We start from the raw sequence: 23,239 nt of genomic DNA on the forward strand, positions 1-23,239 counted from the left end.
CGTTCAACCCGCAAGAAAATCCTGCGGGGCAAAGGAGACCCTCATGATTATCGACCCCCAAACCGGATGTCTGGGCATTTTCGGCAAACCCCTGGGGCATAGCTTGTCACCGCTATTGCATAACCGCACCTTGCAGCATCTTGATTTGAATTATGTCTACCTGCCTTTCGAGGTTGAGGCCCATAATTTGCCACACGCGGTAGCGGCGGTGCGTTCCCTGGGGATGGCTGGGGTAAATGTTACTATCCCTTATAAGGAAGCCGTTATCCCCTATTTGGACGAACTGAGCGGAGATGCCAGAGCCTGTCAGTCGGTCAATGTGATCGTCAACCGAGATGGCCGACTGGTAGGACACAATACTGACGGGGCCGGGTTTATGAAAGCCCTGTCTTCATATGAGGTGCACAGGGGCTGTGCCCTGTTGATAGGCTGCGGCGGGGCTTCCCGGGCCATAGCCTGCCAACTAGCAATGGCGGGCTGGGAGCGGCTGGTTCTGCTCGATATCGACCTACAGCGAGCCCGGAGTCTGGCCGGGTTTATCCGCGACCGATATCAGTGCGACATTGCAGCCCTGGCCATGAGCCAGCAGGCATTCGCGGCACAGGCCGGTTCGGCAAACCTGGTTGTAAACTGCACCCCGCTGGGCATGCACCCCCAAATCGAGCAGAGTCCGGTTGAAAACCTGAATGGGCTTGAGCCGGGGACGCTGGTGTGCGACATCATTTATAACCCCCAGACCACCCGGCTGCTAAAAATTGCAAGCCAGGCCGGATTGGTTACACTAGATGGTTTGTCCATGTTCGTCAATCAAGCCGCCCTCAGTTTGGAGTTATGGCTGGACATCGATCCGCCGCTGGATTTTATGAAGGAAGTGGCCGCAGATGGGATGCGATGAAAGGGGCTTTACCCTTTTAGAATTGCTCTTGGTGTTGCTGATCACCACTTTCAGCCTGGTGGCAGCCACTCCGGCCTTGGAACAGGTCATGACCCGGCAGTGTCTTGACAGCAGCGCACAGCAGATGGCCTGGGTGCTGCGCTCAGCGCAGCAAGAAGCCATTTATTCCGGGCAGGATCAGATGGTACGGTTTTATTTTTCTACCAATTCATATTTGTCCGGAACCTCCACCCGCTATTACCTTGAAGGTGCCCAGTATGCTGCGAATCCTAACTTTCCTACCCAAGTAGGCCGGGTACCGGCCTGTATATTCCAGCCCTCAGGTATACCACGCAGCGGGGGCACGGTAGTGCTGATGAACGGGGAAGAGGAGCACCGCTATATAATTGTCAGTCCGGTAGCCGGCCGCATCAGGGTTGCCAGCCAACCCCCGGCGGGATGGTAAGCGGATATCCTTAGGAGAACTGCTATGCTTAATTTTCAAACCTGTGGAGAATCACACGGTAGGGCCCTGGTAGGAATTATCACTGGCTTGCCTGCTGGGGTCCCGGTGGAGCTGGCGGCCATCGACAGTGAGCTGCGGCGGCGTCAGCAGGGCTACGGACGAGGTGGGCGAATGGCCATTGAACAAGATCAGGCAGAGCTGCTTTCAGGAGTGCGCCACCGATTGAGCCTGGGAAGTCCCATCTCCTTTATGATCGCCAATCGGGATCACAGTAATTGGCGGGATACCATGAGTGCCGGGGAGTGTTCCGTAATCGAATCGCGTCAGGTGACTTCACCCCGCCCCGGGCATGCCGATCTGGCTGGAGCAATCAAATACCATCATAAGGATATGCGCAATGTGTTAGAAAGGGCCAGCGCTCGGGAGACAGCTGCCCGGGTAGCAGCCGGGGCAATTTTTAAACAATTCTTAGCCATCTTTAACATATACATTTATAGTCAGGTAACTGCCATAGGTGCGGTGAGCTGTTCGGCCCGGGAGGTTACCGCGCAAAATCTGCCGCAGCTACAGCAGGAACTCAAAGCTTCGGCAGTGCATTGTGCCGATCGCGAGGCCTCCCTAGCCATGACTGCAGCTATAGATGCAGCCCGCCGGGAGGGAGAGTCGCTGGGCGGATGTTTTGAAGTGGGCGCTATTGGCGTACCCCCCGGGTTGGGAAGCCATGTCTCCTGGGATACCAAATTGGATGCGGCTCTAGCCGGGCTGTTGATGAGCATCCCTGCCATAAAAGCGGTGGAGATCGGAGAAGGGGTGCTCAATGCCCAACTCTCTGGATCTCAAGTGCATGATGAAATATTTCATGATCCCAGGCACGGCCTTTATCGCCGCACCAACCGGGCAGGCGGGCTGGAAGGCGGCATCACCAATGGGGAGACCGTCTGGGCACGGGCTTACATGAAGCCCATTCCGACCCTCTATAAACCATTGAACAGTGTTGACACCAGACTGTGGCAGGAGAAGCAAGCCGCTGTGGAGAGATCTGACATCTGCGCGGTCCCGGCTGCCGCGGTGGTGGCGGAAGCGATGATGGCTTTCGGAATCGCCCGGGCCTTTTTGGAGAAATTCAGTGGAGACCATATTGAACAGGTCCATGTTTCTTATGATTCTTATCGCAAATATATGAAAAAGGTGTGGCAATGGGAAAAAATATAGTTTTAATTGGTTTTATGGGAACAGGTAAAAGCACTGTGGGTATGCGTTTGGCTGAGCGGCTTCATCTGCAATTTGTGGATATGGACCGGGAAATTGAACGCATCACCGGCATGAGCATCAGCCAGTTGTTCAGAAAACACGGAGAAACCAGGTTCCGCTCCGAGGAGCAATTGATGGCACAAAAGCTGGGGCGTTGCTCCAATTTGGTCATAGCCACTGGCGGGGGCGTGGTGCTGCACCCCGATAATGTAGCCGCCCTGAAGAAGAACGGAATCTTTGTGGGACTGGAAGCAAGTCCGGAAGTGATCATGTCCAGGGTGAGCCGAAAAAAAGGCAACCGGCCGCTTTTGAGCAAGAATACTACCATTGAAGACATAGAGAAAATGCTGGCCGCCCGGGAGGAGTACTACGCCTGTGCTGACATCCGGGTCGATACCACCGGACAGGAATTAAACAAAGTGGTCAATGAGATTATCACGCAGGTCAGGAGGATCAGCTACCGGCGGAAGAACCATCCTGACCTCCGGGTATAAAGTGGTGGGAAGCAATGCAGGAGAACAGCAAATGGCCAAGTTACTGGTTGATCTAGGGGAGCGTTCTTATGAGATCATAATCGCCGCAGGGTTGCTGGACAAGGTTGGAGACCTGATCGCGGCCCGGAGCGGGGCCAACCAGCTGCTCCTGGTCAGCAATCCGCTGGTTTTCTCCCTTTACGGTGAAAAGGTGCTGACCGCCTTAAGCGGGCAGGGCTTCGATGTGGACGTGGCCTTGATGCCAGATGGGGAGTCTTATAAAAACATCAAAGAAGCCATGAAAATCATAGACCGGGCAGTGCATATCGGATTGGAACGCTCCAGCGCGGTGGTAGCCCTGGGGGGCGGGGTGGTCGGAGACCTGGCCGGATTGGTCGCCGCCCTCTATCAGCGTGGGATCGAATTCATACAGATACCCACCACCTTGTTGGCCCAGGTAGACAGCAGTGTAGGAGGGAAGGTGGCGGTAAACCACCGCCGGGGCAAAAACCTGATTGGTGCTTTCCACCAGCCAGCCGTGGTATTGATCGATACCGACACCCTTGCTACTCTATCAGTTCGGGATTACCTGAGCGGGCTGGGGGAGGTGGTCAAATACGCTATAGCCTTCGATGCTGACCTTTTTACCTATCTGGAACAGCACCAGGAGCACATCTTAAACCGTGATCCATCAGCCTTGCAGCACCTCATTCAACGCTGCTGTCAGCTCAAGAGCATTGTTGTGGCCCGAGATGAACGCGAAGGCGGGGTGCGCATGAGCCTCAATCTGGGACATACCTTTGGACATGCTCTGGAAAAAATCGGCCATTACCAGGAGCATACGCATGGCGAAGCAGTGGCCATGGGCACTATGGCTGCCGCCTTTTTATCCAACCAGCTAGATATACTTAGTGAGGATGAATTGAGGCGCATCGGTTTTCTGCTAGGCTCCCTGCATCTTCCGGCCAAACTGCCTGACACTCCTGCTGCTACCATATACCGTAATATGCTCACTGACAAAAAGGTTCAGGCCAAAAAACTTAGGTTGGTGCTGCCTGAGGCCATTGGCAGTTATACTATTCGGGATGATGTTCCCAGGCATATGATCATTAAGGCAATAAATGCGGCCCAGCATATTCAGAAATGACTCAGTGGCTGAGATCGGACCAGTGAGCTTCGATCTCGCTCAACTCCACAGCGGCTCGGATTTGGTCCTGAGCGCGGATGAAGACGCCTAATCTGGCCAACCCCAAATCGATAGCATCCATCTCATCCTTCTCCACACTGAATTGAATGCGCGGTTTGATTTTCTGCCAGGCAGTATTGAGCCCCTGATACTGTTGGTCGGCCTGGTACCAACTGTGCTGATCCAGTGAGGCTTTCAGAGCGGTCATGTGCAAGGGGACATTGTCAACTGGGCCGTGCGGCCTGGCCAAATAATGATACCCGTTCATAACGAATACACTTGCTGCCATTATAAGCAGCACCAGGCTATAATAAATTACTTTTAGCATATTTTCTCACCTGCTCAGTTATCCTGGTATTTATCTATCCAGAGCAACCCGCTGTCAAGATTGTAGGTGGCCAGGAATACCTCCTTTGGATCAGATATGCCCTGCGCTTGGAGTTGCTCCTGCAGCCACCGCAGGCTGACCCCGGCCATCTTAAGGTTTTCCTCCACCACTAACCCACTGTAAATGACCTCAGTGCTTATTCCCCCGGGAGAGGGCTTGATCTGCAGATCCTTTAAAGTGGCTGGTTGGTATTCAGGCTTCAGTAATACCGATAAGTTGCCATTGTTCTCTAGGACCGCGAATTCCACCCTGCTGATATCGAATACACCTTTATTGCGCAAATGCTCTAATAGATCGGATATGGTGTAATGAATGGTCTTCATGTTCTGCTCCATGATTTTGCCATTCCTGATCACGACAAGCGGTTCACCACTGAAGATGCGGTCGGCGGTTTTCCAGCGGATGCCCGACCACTGCATTGCGGCCACGATGGCAAACCAGGTAAACAGACCGACCCAATGCGGCCAGGCCCGACTGCTCAGATCGACCGACAGGCTCGCTGCTATGGAGCCTATGGTTATGCCTAAAATATAATCGAATAAGGTGAGTTGGCTCAATTGCTGTTTGCCCAGCATCCTGGTAAACACCAGCAAGGACGAAAAGGCTATCAGGCTTCGCACCAAAACCACCAGAGCTTCGTTCATACTCACACCCACTTTGCGTCGCTATGAGTATTATGGGCTATGTATGGGAGTAAAATTCCCGTTAAAGACTAAGGCTAGTGACCGTAGTATGAGGGGCGGAGTAAGCTGCCAAGAAGCTTCAATCCGAATGAGATCGGGGATATATGCTGCGGGATAGGCAGTTATCGACCGTGAAGGGGATTATCATATATAATGTCATAAGAATGATCGGCCATAAAAGGAGAAGTACGACATGAATATCAGAGAAGCGCTAGAACTAGCCATACGGTCAGAGACCCAGGCCAAGGAGAAATACCTGGAATTGGCCCGCATGGCCGAGGATCAAGAGACCCGGCTGATGCTGGAACAGATCGCCAAAGAAGAAGAAAGCCATTATAAACGGTTGGTGGACAGGCTCAAGGCCATCAAATTGATGGGCAAATAATGTTTTAATGTCCAACCATCACTCCCGGGATGGCCACGGCAGGGCCCGTGATGATGGTGCCAATAATGATGATTAGCAGCAGTGCGGCCATCACTATTAAAGCCGCGATCATTTTGCCCCTGACTTCATGTTCGCCCTGCATGTATTCGGCTAAGAGGTGTGTACAATATACGGCGCAGCCGGAGAACAGCAGAACAATGGCGAATTGTATTGAAGACGGAATCAACAGGTAGCTGTCATGAGCCAGGTTTTTCCACAATGAATGGCTGTAATAAGCCAGTACGATGAACTCGATCAAACCGGCCGCATATTGGAACACCAGGCTTTGTTTTTGCATCTCGGTATTCTGTTCCATCAAAGCGCGAATCTGCGCCTGAGTGGCCAAATTGCTGCGGTTGTTCATCATATCAATACGACTTCTCACCACCTCGATCCCAGCCAAATAATCCCGCTGGGCATGCTCTAAGCCGGATTCTACCTGGCTCAATTCATCCAGACTCTCCTGATAGCCTTCCATCCACCTATCGAACAGCGGCTGCACCGGATCCAACACGCTGTCCTGACGCAGCTGCCGGTTTAACTGGTTTACCAGGGTGAGCAGCCGGACTCTGCCCTGCGCTACCAGGTGGCGGCTGCCCACGATCTTTCCATATGAACTGATCAAGGTGTTGAGTTGTGTGTCCAGTTCATCGGCTTCCTTCTGAGCCCCCTGGGCCGACACCAGGTTGGCATGCAATATCAGCGAAAGCTCTCGTTCCAGCGTGGTACTTTCACGTTTGACCTGAGTTAATTGATCACGCAGCAAGCGGCCTACGATCCCGGCATTGAGTTGCTGGGCCTCAATCTGGGCCAGACCCTGCCTCCAAAAAAACGTGTCATTAGTTTGACAAACCTCTGATGGGGACAAATAGCAAGCCTGGGTAGGGGACAGTGCATAACGCAGCAGCCGACCATTTCGAAGCGCTACTTCCTCGGGGGCTACCCGGCCCATTAACGCTGCTGCCTGTATTAACAGCTCATCCCAATTGTGCTCAGCAGCGACCACTACAGTAGCCTGACCAAGAATCATATCCAGGTCAACTCCGGCCTGTTCCTCCAAGGCTTGCAGATATTGCTGAGCCTCTTTAAGGCCGCCTTCGCTACTGAAGGTCAGAGCCCACACATGGCTGCCGCCTAGGGCTGCAAACTGCCAGTAGACCGGGCTAAAAGACGAGCTGGGGTGCAGGCCGTTGTCATTGCCACCGCTAATAACCTTAAATCCTGCGGCTTCTAGCGGAGATGCCATTCGTTCCCCGAAATCGGAAATGTCATCTCCCAGCATAAAATAATATTGGATAATACCCGCCATATCTTCTACCGCCTTCTTCTTTCCTGATCGGGCTAAGAAAAACATAACAAACCAGGCTCCTTAAGTCCATACCCTTAAGTCTGTGAAAAGCTAAAGCGACACCTTCTAACAAATATCCCTAAAACATCTTATGGATAAAATGGAAAATATTGTATATATTTATTTTATCACCCCTGAATAGAGCGGATGGTGCGGAAAAATGACTGGTGGTTCGGTTGCAGATCAGATGAAGGCGGCTGCCAAAATAGTAGTGGGCACAGTCAGGGCACCTGGCGGTATCAAGCCGCCCTTGCTCCGATCCGGCCCGGATGAGCCTCAAGCCCATATAGCATTGGAAGGCTTAAACCCCGGCAACTGCATAGATTTGTTCGACCAGATACTTCATCAGGCGATTAATCACCGCGCCAGTGACATCCATGTGGAGTGCCGTGATAAAGATGTGCGCTTGAGGTTCCGTATTGACGGCTTGATGTATCAGGTAGCTGAACTGCCTCATTCAGTTCATTCCCAGCTGATCTCCCGCATAAAGATTGTTGCGGGAATGGATATAGCCGAAAAACGGCTGCCTCAGGATGGACGTTTCACCTTTGCAGGGCTTCCCGGCAAGGTGGACTGCCGGGTGTCGACCATCCCGGCTATACTAGGCGAGAAAGCGGTTATCAGAATTCTGGACCGCAGCCAGGCTATTACCGCCATGGGGGAATTAGGCCTGAGCCAGAACAATTTCCTCCTGCTCAGCGGTCTATCCAAGCGCAGCCATGGCCTCGTGCTGGTGACCGGACCGACCGGCAGCGGCAAGACCAGCACTCTGTATGCACTATTAAACAGCATCAACACTGCACATAAGAACATCGTAACACTTGAAGACCCAGTGGAATACTCCCTGGAAAATATCAACCAGGTGCAGATCAACAGCAAAGCCGGACTGCGCTTCGCCAACGGGCTGCGTTCGGCCTTGCGTCAGGACCCGGATGTGATCATGGTGGGAGAAGTCCGTGACGAGGAGACTGCCCAACTGGCGGTGCATGCGGCTTTGACCGGGCACCTGGTCTTGTCCACACTGCACACCAACAGCGCCGCAGCGGCAGTAACCCGGTTGTTGGATATGGGCTGTGCCTCTTATCTATTGGCTTCAGCCCTTAGTGGCATCGTTTCCCAGCGGCTGGTCAGGCTGCTGTGTCCGTTGTGTCAGCAGAGCTACCGGATTTCCACGCCGCAGGCGGCCTGGTTAGGGAGGCCTGAACTGAGCGGGACAGTAATGTACCGGTCTGCGGGTTGCAGCCAGTGCTACGGCCTGGGGTACATGGGACGCACTGCCATACAAGAAATCATGGTAATCGATGCAGCTCTGAAAAAGGCCGTATATAAAGGGGGATCATCGGAAGAAGAGCTGCAAGCCCTGGCAATCGGCAATCATATGGTACCGCTAAAGTGGGATGGCATTGACAAAGCAGCACAAGGTCTGACCAGCCTGGAGGAAATCCTGCGGGTTATAAATGAAGATCAGGAGAGAAGATTACCATGATGGAACAGAGTGAACCTATATCAACCACACCATGCAGTGAAGTCGCAGGAGTGGTGCGATGGAGGCAGTGGCTGAATCCCATCGGGTCAGCCTTGGACAAGGCCTCGAGTTGGGTGCAGCTGTCAAGCATCTCCCGTCGGGAAACAGCACAGCTGTTCAGTCAATTAGGGGTGATGCTGGAAGCCGGGCTCGGTTTGGAAAGAGGCCTGGAGATACTCAGTGCCCAGACCTCCAAACCGTATTTGAAACAGGCCCTGAATAATATCCTGCAGGATATCAGGTCAGGTTTATCCCTATATCAGGCCTTAGAAGCCCAACACCGGCTTTTTCCCGGCCTGGCAGCGCAGATGGTGCGGGTAGGCGAGTCAGGCGGAGTGCTTACCGAAATGCTCTACCGCATCAACTCGTACATGGAAAACCAGAATGAACTGCAAAAGCGCATACTCACCGCCCTGGCCTACCCGGGCATCGTATTTCTGTTTGCCATTGCGGCAGTGCTGGGAATCAGTTTCTTTATCATTCCAATGTTTTCGGAACTATATACCGGTTCCGGGGTGCCCCTGCCAACCATAACTACCGTGGTCATGTTCAGCGCCGGGTTCATCAGGAATTATGGCCTGCTGGCACTGTTTGTATTGAGTAGCATCGGCTATCTGCTGCTGCGAGTCAGCCGACGCCCAAATGTTGCATTCGCGCTGCAACGCAGGCTTATGGCTGTGCCCATACTGGGCAAATGCTTACGGGGTCTGGCCTTAATGCACATCAGCGAGACTGCAGCGGTATTGCTTAAGGCAGGGGTGCCTGCCATGACGGCTCTGGAAACAGCCGGCAACACCTCTGCCAACCCTTATGTGCAGAATATTGTGGAGCGGGTTTGCCTGGATATGCAGGCCGGAAAAGGTATCGCCCTGAGTCTGGCCCAGCACGGCCTGTTTGAGGAGATGTATGTCCGCATGATTGCGGCCGGCGAGGAGAGCGGGCATCTGGCGGAAATGCTGGAAGTTTTGAGCAGACATTTACAAAAGGAACTATTGCACCGGTTGGATGGCATGATCGCCTTACTGGAACCAGCCCTGATCTTGATGGTGGCTTTTCTAGTGGGCACTACGGTGATTGCCACCTTGATGCCAATGTATGGTCTTCTCGATCTGGCCGGAGGCTTTTAGTTGATTTGCGGTGAAAGGAGGTGTAAACGGTGAGTGTGATGAAAATTAGGCGCAAATTGAAGGAGCAGCAGGGTTTCACTCTGATCGAACTGATCGTGGTCATGGCCATCCTGGCAGTGTTGGCTGCGATGGTAGTGCCCAGATTCGCCAATATTCTGGCCGACTCCGAGGAAAAAGCCAACCAAGCCAATATTGATATGCTCAACAATGCCTGTGATCTTTATGAAGCCAATACGGGGAATACGATCACTGATCTTGATGAACTGGTGGATGAATATGTAAAGGTTATTCCTAATAGGCCAGGTACCGACGAGGTTTACACTCTTGCTGACCTGGGTCGTGATGATAGTGAACCGTAGAAATCTGTTTCGTATCTGGAGTGATTATGCCGGGGTCACTTTGCTGGAAGTGCTGGTGGCCCTGGTATTGTTAGGGTTGTTGGCCGGGTCCATGCTGCACATCTCTGGCGTCGCCGGACGGTGGACAGAAGAGGCTAGCAGACAGAATCAGGCGGCAGCTCTGGCCTTCGGCATACTGGAATACTGCTGGCCGTACCCGATTGGGTGGAAAACGGTCCATACAGCGGTGATGATGCCCCAATTGTGGTCCAGCGACCCTGTCAATAGGGCGCTTTATCCGTGGCAGCAGATGTGGAGCCTTGCGATGGGAAGCACAATTGTGGCAGGTTCGGTAAGGGTGAATTGGGATGGGGATCGAGGAAAAGCAGTGGAAATGTGTACCCTGTTATACCGGCCGCGGAGATCGGGTCAGGTCTGTAGCCAGTTGGTTTCACGCTGGTGGAAACCGTCCTGGCCTTATTTCTATTCTGCTCATCGTACACAGTGTCATGGCTGTGTTCTGGTATTCCTTCCTGATAACACAGCAGATGCAACAGCAGGCCGAGCTGCAAACTCGGTAAGGCGGGCTCGCCAGTACTTGAGCCTGATCTGGCCAACCAACCTGTGCAGGTGAAAGACGCCTCGGGCAAAATGCCGCCACTGGGGCCCCATCTATACCTTACCAGTGGTGCAGATCTGTTGCACTATCATCAAAGGGGGCAGCTCTTTCGCGATACCGCCACCGGCTCGCCATTGCCCTGGCAGAATACATCGACAGCGTGAGTTTTTCCCAGCAAGCCCGTCCACAGTGCTATGCCGATAGTTGCCGCGCAGGACGGCTCCAGGCTGGAATTATGAGCAATATGAAATACAACCGATACAGTGCCGAGGTGATCGAGGGTTGCGAAGATTAATCAAATGGCCATGCGGTTATACTGGTCCTGGTGATTATGCTGGCCTGCAGCGGTTTTATCCTGGCAGGGCTGCAAACGTCCTATATGAACAGCCGCATAGTAATCTGGGATGAATGCCATCTGCGGCTGGCAGGCCGCTGATGCCGGTCTGGCCTGGGCGCACTGCCAATTACTGGGCGGCTCTACAGCCGCAGCGATCCTGTAAATTGATCTGACCCTGAAAATGGCTCTCATTCCACGGTCAGCAGCACTTCTATCATGGTTGGCGATGCACGTGAATACACGGTAGTATCGATAGGCAGCCATCAAGGCGCCAGCTTCCGGGCTTCGCGCAAGTTCAAGGTACTTCCGCCATAAAACCCTGCGGTATTGTGGCGCTGAAAAAGATGCCATGGGTGAGTACAAGTTGAAACCATGGCATGCAGCCTTATAATGCTGGCAAGAAAAGGCGCATAAGACAAGGATAAGCACCTCAAAACCCCATCACAATATAATTACCTGGAAGGGGGGAGGTGCTTAAGCTTGGAGCTGAGCAATTACACACTGTGCTGGTGTGATAAGACTGCAGAAATCATATTATTAAAGAACCAAGAAACTCATATCCCTCTCTGTACTACTGTATGATCAGTGCCACATCACAGGGCCGGGCTGCTCTAAAGCCCGGGGAGCCAAACGGCCCGCTACCGATGCCATTTGAGCCCAGCTTACCTTTTCCTGAGGGCGAAAGTCCCCGGATGAATCAGGGGTCAGTAACCCCAATCCATAAACCAGACCCACATAATTGCATTTATTAGCGCTGATTTGCCCGATATCTCGGAAGGGAGTGTCAATGCGATTGGGGATGGCGGCTATCTCCTGGAGGCCCAGACTATTGACCAGCCAGATGGCCAGGTCTTCCCGGCTAAGGGGCTGATCGGGACGGAACTCCCCTGCAGGGGGGATGATACCCCTCTGTATGGCCAGTTTAAAAATAACCAAATCGGGATCGTCTTTGGGAATATCAGCGAGAACAACCTCTATCTGCTGTCCATCCTCCTGGTAAAATTGAGGGGCGGTGGCCGGGACCAGAACCTTCAGGATTTCCCTGCGGGTCATGGCCTCATCTGGCCGCACGGTTTGAGAGAACAGGCCGTTATACCTTAACAATGACAAGGCTGGGGCTGCCCAGTGGTGACTCCAGGGTTCAGGTTCATCCTTGGTTAGCTGTGGTGGTTGAGCATTTGTAAGGACTTCTCCGGTTATAGCATTAAATTGCGTATAGGGAATTAAGTAGGCTGGGATGCTCCCTCCAATAGGTACATAATGCTCATCTCTGGCCAGGATATAACTTAACTTGAGGCTTTCCGCCGACCAGAGCTTATCCTTAATAATTTGCGGATCCTGCAAGGGTGGCAGTACTTCGCACTGTACTGGGTGCCACCGCTTCAAATAGTGTACTATCTTGCCATTGCTTCCATCCAGAGTAATGTTAATGCTGTCCCGGTCAAATGGAATCCCGTTAACCAATCTCACAAACTGGTAATGGTAATAGCCTCGATCGTCTTCCCAATTGGTTTGACAAAATGCCACTTGGTCAACTTTGTCAGGATCATACTTCCGAATTGCCGCTAGGGCTAATTCTTGGGCTTTGGCATAAGTCATGACCGGATCAATCTTTGCTCCACCATAATCCTCATCGCTAAAGCCGATTACTTCACCGGTAAAGGCATTGACCTCTACCCGCAAATGGCTGTTATGCTTTGCAGAATCTTGCAGGCTATAAGACCAGTGTTCCTCCCGGATTCCGCCCCCAGCAGAGCCGCCGCCCCCACTCTTGCGGATTTGGTCAGTGTACCCCATTTGACCAAAGAAATCCTGGGCAGCTTGCATAGCCACCTCCGGGTCGACGTATTCCTCGGATTCAGGGGATTCATCAAGGGCCGGAGCGTTAACCACCGGTACAAAAGCCTGTTCATATAGGCGGGGAACGGTATTACCCTGCTGCCTGCCCTGGTAATCCAGGAATCGGCCAGTTCGAGCATCGACTAGTGGTGCATTTATATTTAGGCGATAGGCGGGAACCATCCTTCCGGTCCTTTGCCCGCTGGAATCTTGTTCATCTGTATAGCAAGGAATCAAATCTATCTGTGCTTGTAACATATGGGCCATATCAGCCGCTGGTATCAAGCCGTTCTCAGCCGGAAGTTCAAGTTCGTGCCAACTGCAATTATATTGGGTGACTGCTCCGGTATAAGCGTTGACCCCTACGCTAATATTGTCATAGTCGATCACGGTTCCATTAACCAGCCGCTGCCAGTTAAAAATATAGCACAGGTTCAGATTGCGACTGGGAAAGGGTGTAACCATGTCATCACGAATTTGGAGCTGGGCATATTTTTGGGGCTGTTTCTTTTGAAGGAATTGCTGGGCCACCACTTGGGCCTGTTCCCGGGTTAGGCTCACGGTTTTACCCTGGTAATAATCTTTTCCCGGAATATATTGCATGCTCTGGACTTCACCGCTGGTAGCGTCAATCTGCCCACTTACCTGCTGCCCCTGGGAGGGGCGCAAGCCGCCTTGCACTGTTTCATGAATCCGCCAAACTGAATTTCCCGCGTAATTATCGAATTCAGCGACCAGTTTCCGGCCTCCAGTAATTTCCGGAAACGCGGAACAGAATATCTCCACAGCCTGCTTTGAGCTTATTATCTCAGTAGTCTCAGCACTTACCGCTATTGGTTTATTAACAATCTCCACCGAATCCACTGCCGCTGTTGCCATACCCGGCAAGGCGGTCAATTGCATGGCAACGGCCAGCATCACTGCCAATATCTTTCTTCTCCTCATTCCCCTCTCCTTTCATGCACTCAGAGTTTTTCAAAGTATACCACATTATGGTAGATGCGTGGATGATAGGTAGCCGACACGATGCTAAAATCACGGCCTAAACCGAGTCTGAACTTGCCAGATGCTATGACCGTGGCCATGGCGATTGCTAACCACTGTGACTCATACCCGGGATGATAGCGGTTATATATGGAAAGCTATCTAATGCTTACCAACTATTATGCTAAGCAATTGTGTTTGAAGATGATCGTTATAATCTAAGCTAAGCATGGCGGCTATATTTGCGACCATTTATCGGTTAATCACTCATTTAGGGACCTCCATGGCCGGTTTTGTCTCCTCCGGCTGGTTACCTGTCTTTTTCAGCAATATTACGGCTACCAGGATGAACGGCATTCCACCGATGAGACCCGTGATAGCCGGGCCGAGAAGAGGATTGGCTCCCTCTTTGGCCATGATAATGGCCAGTCCCGCACCAGCGTTAACGGTCGAATGAATCATCGCGGCAGGGATTACGCTATTCAACTTAATTGTCATGTAGCCTTCAATAATGCCCAGCCAAACACAAAACACAACCATCATCAAAATCCCCAGCCATGGATACCCTGCATAACTGGTACCGTAATTATGACCCATGGCGATAACCGGCGCATGCCACAAGCCCCATATAAGGCCGGTCACCACTAAGGCCGCCCGGTCAGATAGCAGCAGTCGTAACTTGGGGAGCAGATAGGCACGCCACCCCAGTTCTTCACCGAGAGTAGGAATAATATTAATAACCGGGCCAATGATCACTACCTGTAATACGGTAATCAGCAGCAGGGTCTGGGCGGAAAGCACTCCGGTCCGGGCGGCGGGCTCTTGTAATAAGGTAAACTGCGGGTCAAAAGAACCGGGCATAATCAAGAAATAGAGCAGGGCGCTCAGTAACAGCAAGGCAGTGGGTCCGAAGAAGACCAGCAAATAGTCTCTGCCATGCCCCTTGAAATTGGGGCCTAGCAGCATATTGTCAAAACCCTCCCGGGTTATTAATCGCGTCAGCAAGTTGCACAGGGCAGGGACGAACATGCCGGCCATGACTATATAAATGGTAACGCCGGTTCCATAGGTCAGACCTTGTCGGGGGATCTGCCCAAAAATAAGCCAGGTAATAACGAAGGTTAGAACCACAAACCACATGAGCCGTTTTTTTACCATCGTCCTATCCTGCTCCATATTGCCTTACCTCCTTATTCTGAACCGCGAATGCTTTGCAGGCGGCCGATAATGTTTTTCCTGACTTTTGCAGATAAGCTGAAAAGAATACCCGTGTAAATGCTGTAATATTAGTATTTATCGGGTATTTTTTATATCTCTCTACTGTATATCTAACGTATGTATGTTATAATATGGTTATACTATACTTGGTTCATACGAGGGGTGCAGGCATGAGCAGTCTACAGGTATATAACAGCCGAGGGATCAAATATGTGAGAATCGTGGAGTCTTATCGGGATCCAGTTAATAAGAAGCCCAAGACCAGGGTACTTAAGGTATTAGGGCGTGCAGACGAATTGGAAGCGCAGGAGCCTGGAATTCTGAATCGTTTGCGCAGAGAATGCCGGGAGTCCAGGGCTTTCAACGAGAGTCTTAAACAAGAAGCAATATTTAAAGATATCCAGCATTACCTGGAAGGATCTGATAACGACGCTGCTAAAGGCTTTCCTATTCGTAATTACGGCGTTAAGGTATACGAGAGTATCTGGGATGAATTGAAACTTGATTACTTCTTCGATTATCGCCAGAAGCGTGATTCCAACCTTAAGTTCAAAGTCAAAGATACGACATCTATGCTCGTTTACTTCCGGCTGCTAAAACCGGCATCAAAGAAAAAGAGCTTTGAACAAAAGGAGTTCTTTATCAACTCCAAGGAAATGAATTTAGAACAAATATACCGGAGTCTTTCTTTTCTTGCCAATGAAAAGAAATCTCTGGAAAGGCACTTGAACAAGCAGCTATCACTTAAAATGACACGCAACCTTGGAGTTGCTTTCTACGATGTTACCACTTATTACTTTGAGTCAGTCAGAGCCGATGAACTTAAGAAGTTCGGTTATTCTAAAGACAACAAAGTAAATCAGGTCCAAGTCGTAATGGGGCTCTTAATTGACGATGAGGGCATCCCAATTAGCTATGAACTGTTCCCCGGAAATACCAATGATTTTAAGACGCTGGTGCCAGTTATGGAATACTTACGGGAAACCTATGGCATAAAGAAGATTATAATAACCGCTGATCGTGGGCTAAATTCTAAACAGAACCTGGCCTACCTCAGGTCAAAAGGTTTTGATTATGTCATGGCATACAAAATCCGATCTGCAAGTAAAGCAATTAAGAACCTAGTTCTTGGGGACGAGGGCTACACTGTGGAGAGCCCGCAATTTAAATGGAAGGTCTGCAATTTTCAGAACAGTGTTAAGATTAATGGCGAAAAAGTCTTGCTCGATGACAATATGGTGATAACTTGGTCAGCTAAACGTGCTGAGAAAGACCGTAGAGACCGCGAACGATTGATAGAGAAGTCCCGGCGCCTTGTGGACTCCAAATCCAGTCTCAAAGCAGAAATGAAAAAGGGTGGCAAAAAGTATGTGCAACTGGCCATTTTTGATGACGATCACGTTTCATTCAACGAAAATCAGGTTGAAATGGATGCACAATTCGATGGATATTATGGAATTCAAAGCTCGGACAAAAGCCTGTCAGCGGCGCAGGTGATAGGGATCTATCAAGGCCTTTGGAAGATTGAGGAGAGCTTCAGGGTTATGAAAAGCAATTTAGAGGCCAGACCCATCTTTGTTTGGACAGAATCGAGTATTCGCGGCCATTTCGTAATGTGCTACCTGGCTTTGGTAATCCAGCGGTATCTAGAATACAAACTCAGAAAAGAAAAACTTGAGTTGTCTACCGAAAAGATCCAAGATGCTCTTCGAAGTGCTAATCTTACTGTTATTGATGATGCAAAAAGCAACAGCTCATATTATCTAAAGAACCAATCAAATGAAGACTTTTCGGCAATCCTAAGTACTTTACAACTTCCTGAAATCTTACCGTATGGTAAACTGAAAGACATCCGCAAAGCTTAGATATACAATCCTACAATTAAAAGAAAAGCTCTCAATTGCCTATCATCTAGGGGCGCGGAGAGCTTTCTTCTTCCTCTATTTTGCAAAAGTCAGGAATAACGAAGGTTAGAACCACAAACCACATGAGCCGTTTTTTTACCATCGTCCTATCCTGCTCCATATTGCCTTACCTCCTTATTCTGAACCGCGAATGCTTTGCAGGCGGCCGATAATGTTTTTAAACCGGTGGTTATCTGCCAGCGCCGCGAAAACCGGACTCTGCTCCACCACATCGCACATACTGCGCTTGATTGTTTTGTCATCGCGGGGCAGATCCTGCCCAAAATCCATTTTGATCAGCCACTGGTCCAACCGGTCAAAATACTCATCGCCGTGCAGCTTCAAGGGATAAATATCACTGGTTACTATTTCCGCATATTGCTGCAGCATATCCAGAGCCCGGTCATGATCGTTCTGTACCAGGTACCCCTGGGCCGCGCAAATGTAAAGACCGACCAGAACGCCTGGGTGCAGATGCCGCATATCGTATAGCTTCGCAATATTCAAAGCGCGTCGCAGCACCTCCTCAAATTTAGCCGGCTCGTCAATACACAACCCGAGGTAGGCCGGAAAATAGTTAAACAGAACGACGATGTTTTGGTAGATGCCCAACTGCAAAACTCCCTTGGCATCCTCGATACGCCCTGTCAATTGGTAGGCTTTAGCGATAAGCAATTCAGGGGGCATGGCCGGTTCAATGGTTCTATCCAGCAGTTCTAAAACCGAATTGGCATCACCAGTCGCTAAATCACAGTATGCTTCCATATACAAAGCCTTTTTGGCCAATGCCACATCCCCGCTCTCCTCTTTTACCCTTATAAACAGGTTCCGGGCCTCCTCAATCAAGGTGACTGTTTGCGGCGAGCCCTTCAGCAATTCAATATGGTTGAGCAGCAGTATCCCCATTTGCAGCAACAAAGGAAAACATGAGTAATATTTCTTGATGATTTGGCGGCATTCCCCCAGCACCACCTCGACAGGTTGGGACGTAAAATCGGAGCTCAGCCGGCGGTACAGCTTGCTTATATCTTCTTTGGTCATTTGCGGCTTATAGTCCATGAGATCATCAATGCTTATGTTAAAATAGGTGGCCAGCAGCGGCAGAAGGGTTATGTCAGGATAACTCTGCTCTGTTTCCCATTTGGATACGGATGCTTTGGAAACCCCCATATAGTTGGCCAGCTCTTCCTGGGTGACACCTTTTTCTTTGCGCTTTTTCACCAGCACTCGGGCAATATTGATTTCCTTCATATAACTCACCCCCGCTTGTATTGATTCGTTACGGTTGGTTGAAAAACCAGTCTGACTGCACCTTAAAGATAATCATCTCGCACTAACATAATGGCGATCTCCGGTTTCAGGATTGTAATACACCCTCAACTTTCTGCCATCAACCGGGTCGATGAACACTTCCTCAGTTTTTATATAATCTTGGGGCAACTCCCTGGTGGTATTGTGGCGATATCTCTTGTCCCAGATAAACCAGGAAAGTAAACCTATTAGAAAAAGACTACCCAGAATCAGCCCACTGTACATCGCGAATTTACTCCTCCTTCTCGATCACAACCCCGGTGCCGTAGGCCACAATTTCGCTCATGGTCTGGCCCATTTCACTGGAATCAAAGCGCATCATAACTACCGCGTTGGCACCCATGACCTGGGCGTTTTTAACCAGTCTGTCTATTGCCTGTTTGCGGGTATCTTCCAGCAGAGATGTGTATTCATGAATCTCTCCCCCGACCAGGCTGCGCAGAAATGCTATGATGTTGCCACCCAGTCCCCGGCTGCGCACAACCAGGCCAAAGACCTCGCCTTTTACTTCCTTTACCTTATATCCTTTTACATTTTCCGTTGTAACCACCAACATTAATGACCCCTCCATTCCATTTTGATCAGTTCAATGAACCTGTCGGTCTACAGCCTGCATTACCCGCGTTGAAGTCAAAAAACCTTGTATAACCGAACCTCTGCCTATATCTTAGTCAGTAGTGCGGAGTTATTCAACGGATTTGGGCCCAATTTAGGGCAACTAAATCAACTAACGCGATACTTCTATTTGGTGCACGATTCAATATGGCTGCCCTATATATTCTTTAGGTTCTTTGGTAAATCTCAGTACGAATGTCAATATTGTTGTATACGATGGGCTGCCCAGAGCCAGATTTCAAAGTTCCGACAGCGTTGTAGCAGTAGATAAATGGTGGCTTGCAGCAGACAGTGATTGCAACTCCCGGCTGCACCTATAAACTATGCTGTGCAGAACATGTTTAACCAAGGGAACCGTCAAGCAGCAGCATTCCCTCTTGCTAACCGCCAGGGCACTCACGCAGATAACTTCCGAGACAATAAAGACCCATGCATATGTCCCTTCGTGCTGGGCCAACAGAACGCTATAATAAGAAGGAGGAAAAATTCGGAAGACCAGCCTGAATGACCTCTCGTGATCTGGTACCCCGTAATAGCCGCTCGGCGGTGGGGCCATCAATACATTTGAAAAGGAAGTAACCATGTTCACTTTAGATGATTTGATAAACGCCGACCGGTCCCCGGCTCCGTATGAGCCAGGTCAGGAACTTTGGAATGATCCTCATATTTCAAAGCAGATGCTTGAGTTACACCTTTCGCCCGATACTGATGCTGCAAGCTATAGGCCGGAAAAGATTCAGGCAATTTGTAAGTATTTGTTTCGGGTAATGGATCTGAAAAGCGGAGACTCAGTGGTAGACCTTGGATGCGGACCAGGTCTTTACTGTTCTAGGCTTGTGCAAAAAGGCCTTTATCTTACTGGTATAGATAGGTCGGAAAACTCCATTTGTTATGCCAAATGTCATAATCACCACCGGCATACCAATTATGTTGTGGCAAGTTACTTGAATTCGTTTGGGTCAAACCAGTTTGAAGCAGCCCTGATGATTTCTCATGACTACGGCGTTCTCAGCCCGGAAAAACGGAAAATATTGCTTGGCAACATTCGCAATGCCCTAAAGCCGGGAGGATATTTTGCCTTTGATGTACCTAGCATGAGTGCTTATCAGAATAGAATCAATAGTGCTGCCTGTAAATGGTATGCCTCCGAGGCGGGCTTCTGGAGACCTCATAAACACTTTATTCTGGAGTCTACTATTAGTTATCCCGATATGCCCACACTTTGCGACTATGTAGTTGTGGTCGATTCAGGAGTATGTACATATCATATCTATCAGACTTACTTTTCCCCACAGTCCATTCGTTCGGAACTGGAAGAAAACGGCTTTCGGGTAGAAGCAGTGCTGTCAAATCTAGGTGGTGAAGAGTATCAGTCCACTTCGCCTGAGCTTGGCATTATTTGCCGAAAATTATGAGAACCATGGAACTTGAACACTTCTTATTTGAAACGGCAAGGAAACCCTGACCGGGCCCCTCTAAGGAGATGGTGTGATGAAGAATATTGATTTTGATTTTGTGGCCGATATTTATGATGCTTATGTTGCGGTCGGCTTCGATATCGGATTTTTCAGCAAATATGCCAAGGAGATAAAAGGCAAGACCCTTGAACTGATGTGTGGCACCGGTCGAGTGTCAATCCCGCTGCTTAATAATGGGATCGATTTAACATGCCTGGATTACTCGCAAGAAATGCTTAGGGTTCTGGAGCGAAAAACTATCGGTTTGAGCAACCAACCGAGGATAGTATGCCAGGATGTTTGCGAACTGAAGCTCGATGAGGAATATGAGCTTATATACATACCTTTCAACTCGTTTTCGGAAATTGTGGACAGAGATAAACAGAAGGCAGCGCTTGCCAGGATTTTCGATCATCTCGCCCAGGATGCATTATTCATATGCACTTTATATAATCCCTGCTACAGAATAAAAACCGCGGATGGGCTGCTTCGGATTCTGGGAAGGTTCCCAATGGAACCAGAAGAGTCTTTGGTAGTGTCTTATTACAACCACTATGACGATAAGACAGAAGCTGTTAAAGGTATGCAGTTTTATGAAATATACGATTCTAAAAACGTATTGATCGATAAACGCTTTCTTGACATTCACTTTTCATTGCTTAGCAGGGCTGCATTTGAAAAAATGGCTTTAGAAAGCGGCTTCGCCATGAGAGATGTATATGGCGATTATGATTGTGCCCCGTTTAGCGAGGAAAGTATTTATATGAATTTTGTGTTGGAAAAATGATCAGATTGAACGGATATAAAAACCACAATTAACGAAATGTGTCAGGGGACGGTTCTCCGACAAATGTGTCAGGGGACGGTTCTCCGACACACCCTGACGCACTTGACGTTCCCGGTATCAGTTTCATCTGTCCCCACATGTTATAGGTCTGGTAGTTTAGTACGCTTGATCTTTACGTTCTGCAATACTAAGCGGTTAACAAATAGAAAACGTCTGGTATCTATAGTAATAGGCAGTTCCATATTATCTGCTTCCAATTCCCGGTCAAACCATATCTCGATCCCGTCACAGATCACACTACCCATATCGACGTCGATGTCAACTGAACGGGGGCGACCGAAGCTAATCACCGGATGCTGCACCTGCAGCGCCGGCCCGTGTCAACAACCCTTAATGCGGCTGTCCAGTTCAATAGTGACCGCATTTCCCTTGTCTTTTATCAACTTTTTGGCTGAGTCGGTCAATGCAAACATGATTTCACCTCACTTGCATTATGGGTTATCTAATTATAACATACCCCCATTGGGTATTAAACAGTGTATCGAGGGAAGTATAAAGAACAACAGTAAAAGGTAATGGTATAATGTTGTCGAAGAAAAATATGGAAAGTAATAATCATAAGACATTCCCCTGAATGGGAAACATATTCTCAAAAGTCGAGGAGGCTTAAGAGTATGGAAGCTGCTGTCTTGCAAAGGCTGCTTGATCTGACTCTGCAGCGGGGCGGTGATTATGCCGACATTTATATCGAGAATAAAAGGACCAGCGGAGTCTGGTTTGAGGATCACCGACTGGAAAAGACTCATAGCGGAGTGGATGGCGGAGCAGGTATACGCCTGATCAAGGGACGGCAGACGGCTTATGTTTATAGCAGTGATCTGAGCTTGGGGGCATTGGAAAAAGCAGCAGGACTAGCGGCTCAAGCATTGCACAGTACTAACAATCGTGTTGAAGCTATACCATTGGTCTCTAGCCCGCTCCAGCATTACCCCGGCAGAGAGATACACCCCGGACAGGTCAGTTGGGAACATAAGATACAGCGAGTTTTAGCTGCTGACCAGGCAGCGCGCTCATTGGGCGCACCTATCCGCCAGGTCTCGGTCGGAGTGGCCGATCTGGAAAAGAGCGTGGTATTTGCCAATAGCCTGGGGGAAAGGGTAGAGGACAGCTATAATCGGGTCCGGGGGATGATAAATGTGGTTGCCAGCCGGGATGGCATCCTGCAGACCGGTTATGAGTCGATAGGTGGGGTAGGCGGCTGGGAATTGCTCGGTGACGAGTTGTGGGAGGATCGAGCCCGTAAAGCAGCCCAATTGGCAGTGGATATGCTCTCGGCAAGACCGGCTCCAGCCGGTCGTATGGCGGTGATAATGTCCGCAGAGGCAGGCGGCACCATGATACACGAGGCTTGCGGCCATGGCTTGGAAGCTGACCTGGTTCAAAAGGGGCTATCGGTCTACCAGGGAAGGAAAGGGGAAATGGTGGCCTCACCCCTGGTAACGGTGATAGATGACCCCACCCTGAATAAACGCTACGGAAGCTACGCATTCGATGATGAAGGGACTGCGGCACAAAGAACTGTGCTCATAGAAGCAGGCCGGTTGGTAAATTATCTCTATGACCGTTATACCGCCCTTGAAGATCATACCCAGAGCACCGGCAACGGGCGCCGCGAGTCCTACCAGCACAAACCTATTCCCCGTATGAGCAACACCTACATTGCCCCGGGACAGGATAATCCCCAGGACATCATCGCCTCTACCCGGCGAGGGCTGTTGGTGATGAAAATGGGCGGCGGGCAGGTCAATACGATCAATGGAGATTTCGTATTTGATGTGTCAGAAGCGTATATGATTGAAGACGGGAAAGTGGCTTACCCGGTCAGGGGAGCTACTCTGACCGGGAACGGACCCCAAGCCCTGCAGGATATGGACCGGGTAGGAAGCGATCTGGGATTCTCCATCGGGGTATGTGGCAAGAGCGGACAGGGGGTTCCGGTAAGTGATGCCCAGCCGACCATCAGGATAAAGGAACTTACTGTAGGTGGTACTCAGCTCAAGGGCCAACCCGGCGCAGGGAGGTGAT

At 50.1% G+C, this 23,239-nt stretch carries 25 protein-coding genes; 15 read left to right on the forward strand and 10 right to left on the reverse strand.

Annotated elements, in window-relative coordinates; all coding sequences use genetic code 11:
- The first annotated feature begins 43 nt into the window (after positions 1 to 43).
- Genes AC15IQ_RS07990 through aroB form a run of 5 tightly spaced genes read left to right on the forward strand, consistent with a single transcriptional unit; the run spans position 44 to position 4,211 of the window.
- Positions 44 to 895, forward strand: coding sequence for a shikimate dehydrogenase (locus AC15IQ_RS07990; protein ID WP_483178435.1), 852 nt, complete (start codon positions 44 to 46; stop codon positions 893 to 895).
- Positions 882 to 1,340, forward strand: a complete 459-nt coding sequence (locus tag AC15IQ_RS07995) for a GspH/FimT family protein (protein ID WP_483178436.1) — start codon at positions 882 to 884, stop codon at positions 1,338 to 1,340. Before AC15IQ_RS07990 ends, AC15IQ_RS07995 begins: the two co-directional genes overlap by 14 nt.
- Positions 1,341 to 1,364: 24 nt before the next feature.
- Entirely contained in the window at positions 1,365 to 2,552 is a 1,188-nt protein-coding gene (gene aroC, locus AC15IQ_RS08000; RefSeq protein ID WP_483178437.1) for a chorismate synthase, read from the forward strand.
- Entirely contained in the window at positions 2,537 to 3,085 is a 549-nt protein-coding gene (locus AC15IQ_RS08005; RefSeq protein WP_483178438.1) for a shikimate kinase, read from the forward strand. The genes aroC and AC15IQ_RS08005 overlap by 16 nt, the downstream gene beginning before the upstream one ends.
- Before the next feature lie 31 nt (positions 3,086 to 3,116).
- Positions 3,117 to 4,211 (forward strand): 3-dehydroquinate synthase, encoded by a 1,095-nt coding sequence (aroB, locus tag AC15IQ_RS08010; protein WP_483178439.1) that lies wholly within the window; start codon positions 3,117 to 3,119, stop codon positions 4,209 to 4,211.
- A 1-nt stretch (position 4,212) separates the two neighbouring features.
- On the opposite strand, the gene AC15IQ_RS08015 is transcribed toward aroB, so the two are convergent.
- Positions 4,213 to 4,578, reverse strand: a complete 366-nt coding sequence (locus AC15IQ_RS08015; protein ID WP_483178440.1) for a DUF4363 family protein — start codon at positions 4,576 to 4,578, stop codon at positions 4,213 to 4,215.
- Positions 4,579 to 4,592: 14 nt separating this feature from the next.
- A complete protein-coding gene (locus AC15IQ_RS08020; RefSeq protein WP_483178441.1) occupies positions 4,593 to 5,282 on the reverse strand; it encodes a DUF421 domain-containing protein in 690 nt (229 codons plus the stop codon).
- Between the two features lie 232 nt (positions 5,283 to 5,514).
- Here AC15IQ_RS08020 and AC15IQ_RS08025 point away from each other — a divergent pair, with 232 nt between their 5' ends.
- Entirely contained in the window at positions 5,515 to 5,706 is a 192-nt protein-coding gene (locus AC15IQ_RS08025; RefSeq protein ID WP_483178442.1) for a ferritin family protein, read from the forward strand.
- Positions 5,707 to 5,710: 4 nt separating this feature from the next.
- Here AC15IQ_RS08025 and AC15IQ_RS08030 read toward each other — a convergent pair whose 3' ends face one another.
- Positions 5,711 to 7,099 carry a hypothetical protein gene (locus tag AC15IQ_RS08030; protein ID WP_483178443.1) on the reverse strand — a complete coding sequence of 463 codons (1,389 nt, stop codon included), beginning with the start codon at positions 7,097 to 7,099 and terminating at the stop codon, positions 5,711 to 5,713.
- A 154-nt stretch (positions 7,100 to 7,253) separates the two neighbouring features.
- Here AC15IQ_RS08030 and AC15IQ_RS08035 point away from each other — a divergent pair, with 154 nt between their 5' ends.
- The 5 genes from AC15IQ_RS08035 (at position 7,254) to AC15IQ_RS08055 (ending at position 10,997) form a co-directional block, all read left to right on the forward strand.
- Complete coding sequence (locus AC15IQ_RS08035; protein WP_483178444.1) at positions 7,254 to 8,579, forward strand: GspE/PulE family protein; 1,326 nt, start codon at positions 7,254 to 7,256, stop codon at positions 8,577 to 8,579.
- The gene (locus AC15IQ_RS08040; protein WP_483178445.1) at positions 8,576 to 9,745 is read left to right on the forward strand and encodes a type II secretion system F family protein; all 1,170 of its coding nucleotides are present in this window, start codon (positions 8,576 to 8,578) and stop codon (positions 9,743 to 9,745) included. Before AC15IQ_RS08035 ends, AC15IQ_RS08040 begins: the two co-directional genes overlap by 4 nt.
- Before the next feature lie 38 nt (positions 9,746 to 9,783).
- Positions 9,784 to 10,104: a competence type IV pilus major pilin ComGC gene (locus AC15IQ_RS08045; RefSeq protein WP_483178625.1), complete on the forward strand. Its 321-nt coding sequence runs from the start codon at positions 9,784 to 9,786 to the stop codon at positions 10,102 to 10,104.
- Positions 10,094 to 10,717 (forward strand): prepilin-type N-terminal cleavage/methylation domain-containing protein, encoded by a 624-nt coding sequence (locus tag AC15IQ_RS08050; RefSeq protein ID WP_483178446.1) that lies wholly within the window; start codon positions 10,094 to 10,096, stop codon positions 10,715 to 10,717. Before AC15IQ_RS08045 ends, AC15IQ_RS08050 begins: the two co-directional genes overlap by 11 nt.
- Positions 10,718 to 10,862: 145 nt before the next feature.
- The gene (locus AC15IQ_RS08055) at positions 10,863 to 10,997 is read left to right on the forward strand and encodes a hypothetical protein (RefSeq protein WP_483178447.1); all 135 of its coding nucleotides are present in this window, start codon (positions 10,863 to 10,865) and stop codon (positions 10,995 to 10,997) included.
- Here AC15IQ_RS08055 and AC15IQ_RS08060 read toward each other — a convergent pair whose 3' ends face one another.
- From AC15IQ_RS08060 to AC15IQ_RS08070, 3 genes are all read right to left on the reverse strand, one after another.
- Positions 10,998 to 11,303 (reverse strand): hypothetical protein, encoded by a 306-nt coding sequence (locus AC15IQ_RS08060; protein ID WP_483178448.1) that lies wholly within the window; start codon positions 11,301 to 11,303, stop codon positions 10,998 to 11,000.
- 318 nt (positions 11,304 to 11,621) lie between these two features.
- Positions 11,622 to 13,823 carry a YcdB/YcdC domain-containing protein gene (locus tag AC15IQ_RS08065; RefSeq protein ID WP_483178449.1) on the reverse strand — a complete coding sequence of 734 codons (2,202 nt, stop codon included), beginning with the start codon at positions 13,821 to 13,823 and terminating at the stop codon, positions 11,622 to 11,624.
- A 306-nt stretch (positions 13,824 to 14,129) separates the two neighbouring features.
- Positions 14,130 to 15,038, reverse strand: a complete 909-nt coding sequence (locus tag AC15IQ_RS08070; protein WP_483178450.1) for a CPBP family intramembrane glutamic endopeptidase — start codon at positions 15,036 to 15,038, stop codon at positions 14,130 to 14,132.
- A gap of 212 nt (positions 15,039 to 15,250) precedes the next feature.
- Here AC15IQ_RS08070 and AC15IQ_RS08075 point away from each other — a divergent pair, with 212 nt between their 5' ends.
- Positions 15,251 to 16,945 carry an IS1634 family transposase gene (locus AC15IQ_RS08075; protein WP_483176844.1) on the forward strand — a complete coding sequence of 565 codons (1,695 nt, stop codon included), beginning with the start codon at positions 15,251 to 15,253 and terminating at the stop codon, positions 16,943 to 16,945.
- A gap of 174 nt (positions 16,946 to 17,119) precedes the next feature.
- Here AC15IQ_RS08075 and AC15IQ_RS08080 read toward each other — a convergent pair whose 3' ends face one another.
- The 3 genes from AC15IQ_RS08080 to AC15IQ_RS08090 form a co-directional block, all read right to left on the reverse strand.
- Entirely contained in the window at positions 17,120 to 18,235 is a 1,116-nt protein-coding gene (locus AC15IQ_RS08080) for a helix-turn-helix domain-containing protein (protein ID WP_483178451.1), read from the reverse strand.
- A 72-nt stretch (positions 18,236 to 18,307) separates the two neighbouring features.
- Positions 18,308 to 18,520 carry a hypothetical protein gene (locus tag AC15IQ_RS08085; RefSeq protein ID WP_483178452.1) on the reverse strand — a complete coding sequence of 71 codons (213 nt, stop codon included), beginning with the start codon at positions 18,518 to 18,520 and terminating at the stop codon, positions 18,308 to 18,310.
- Positions 18,521 to 18,527: 7 nt separating this feature from the next.
- A complete protein-coding gene (locus AC15IQ_RS08090) occupies positions 18,528 to 18,851 on the reverse strand; it encodes a heavy metal-binding domain-containing protein (protein WP_483178453.1) in 324 nt (107 codons plus the stop codon).
- 736 nt (positions 18,852 to 19,587) lie between these two features.
- On the opposite strand from AC15IQ_RS08090, the gene AC15IQ_RS08095 reads away from it, so the two are divergent.
- Both AC15IQ_RS08095 and AC15IQ_RS08100 read left to right on the forward strand, forming a co-directional pair.
- Positions 19,588 to 20,325 (forward strand): class I SAM-dependent methyltransferase, encoded by a 738-nt coding sequence (locus AC15IQ_RS08095; RefSeq protein ID WP_483178626.1) that lies wholly within the window; start codon positions 19,588 to 19,590, stop codon positions 20,323 to 20,325.
- A 76-nt stretch (positions 20,326 to 20,401) separates the two neighbouring features.
- Positions 20,402 to 21,154 (forward strand): methyltransferase domain-containing protein, encoded by a 753-nt coding sequence (locus tag AC15IQ_RS08100; RefSeq protein WP_483178454.1) that lies wholly within the window; start codon positions 20,402 to 20,404, stop codon positions 21,152 to 21,154.
- Positions 21,155 to 21,294: 140 nt separating this feature from the next.
- Here AC15IQ_RS08100 and AC15IQ_RS08105 read toward each other — a convergent pair whose 3' ends face one another.
- A complete protein-coding gene (locus AC15IQ_RS08105) occupies positions 21,295 to 21,504 on the reverse strand; it encodes a hypothetical protein (RefSeq protein WP_483178455.1) in 210 nt (69 codons plus the stop codon).
- Between the two features lie 324 nt (positions 21,505 to 21,828).
- Here AC15IQ_RS08105 and AC15IQ_RS08110 point away from each other — a divergent pair, with 324 nt between their 5' ends.
- Positions 21,829 to 23,238, forward strand: a complete 1,410-nt coding sequence (locus AC15IQ_RS08110) for a TldD/PmbA family protein (protein WP_483178456.1) — start codon at positions 21,829 to 21,831, stop codon at positions 23,236 to 23,238.
- The last annotated feature ends 1 nt before the right edge of the window (position 23,239 follow it).

This window comes from Syntrophomonas sp. DTU019 (assembly GCA_913757435.1).
In the GTDB taxonomy this organism is placed as follows: Bacteria; Bacillota; Syntrophomonadia; order Syntrophomonadales; family Syntrophomonadaceae; genus DTU019.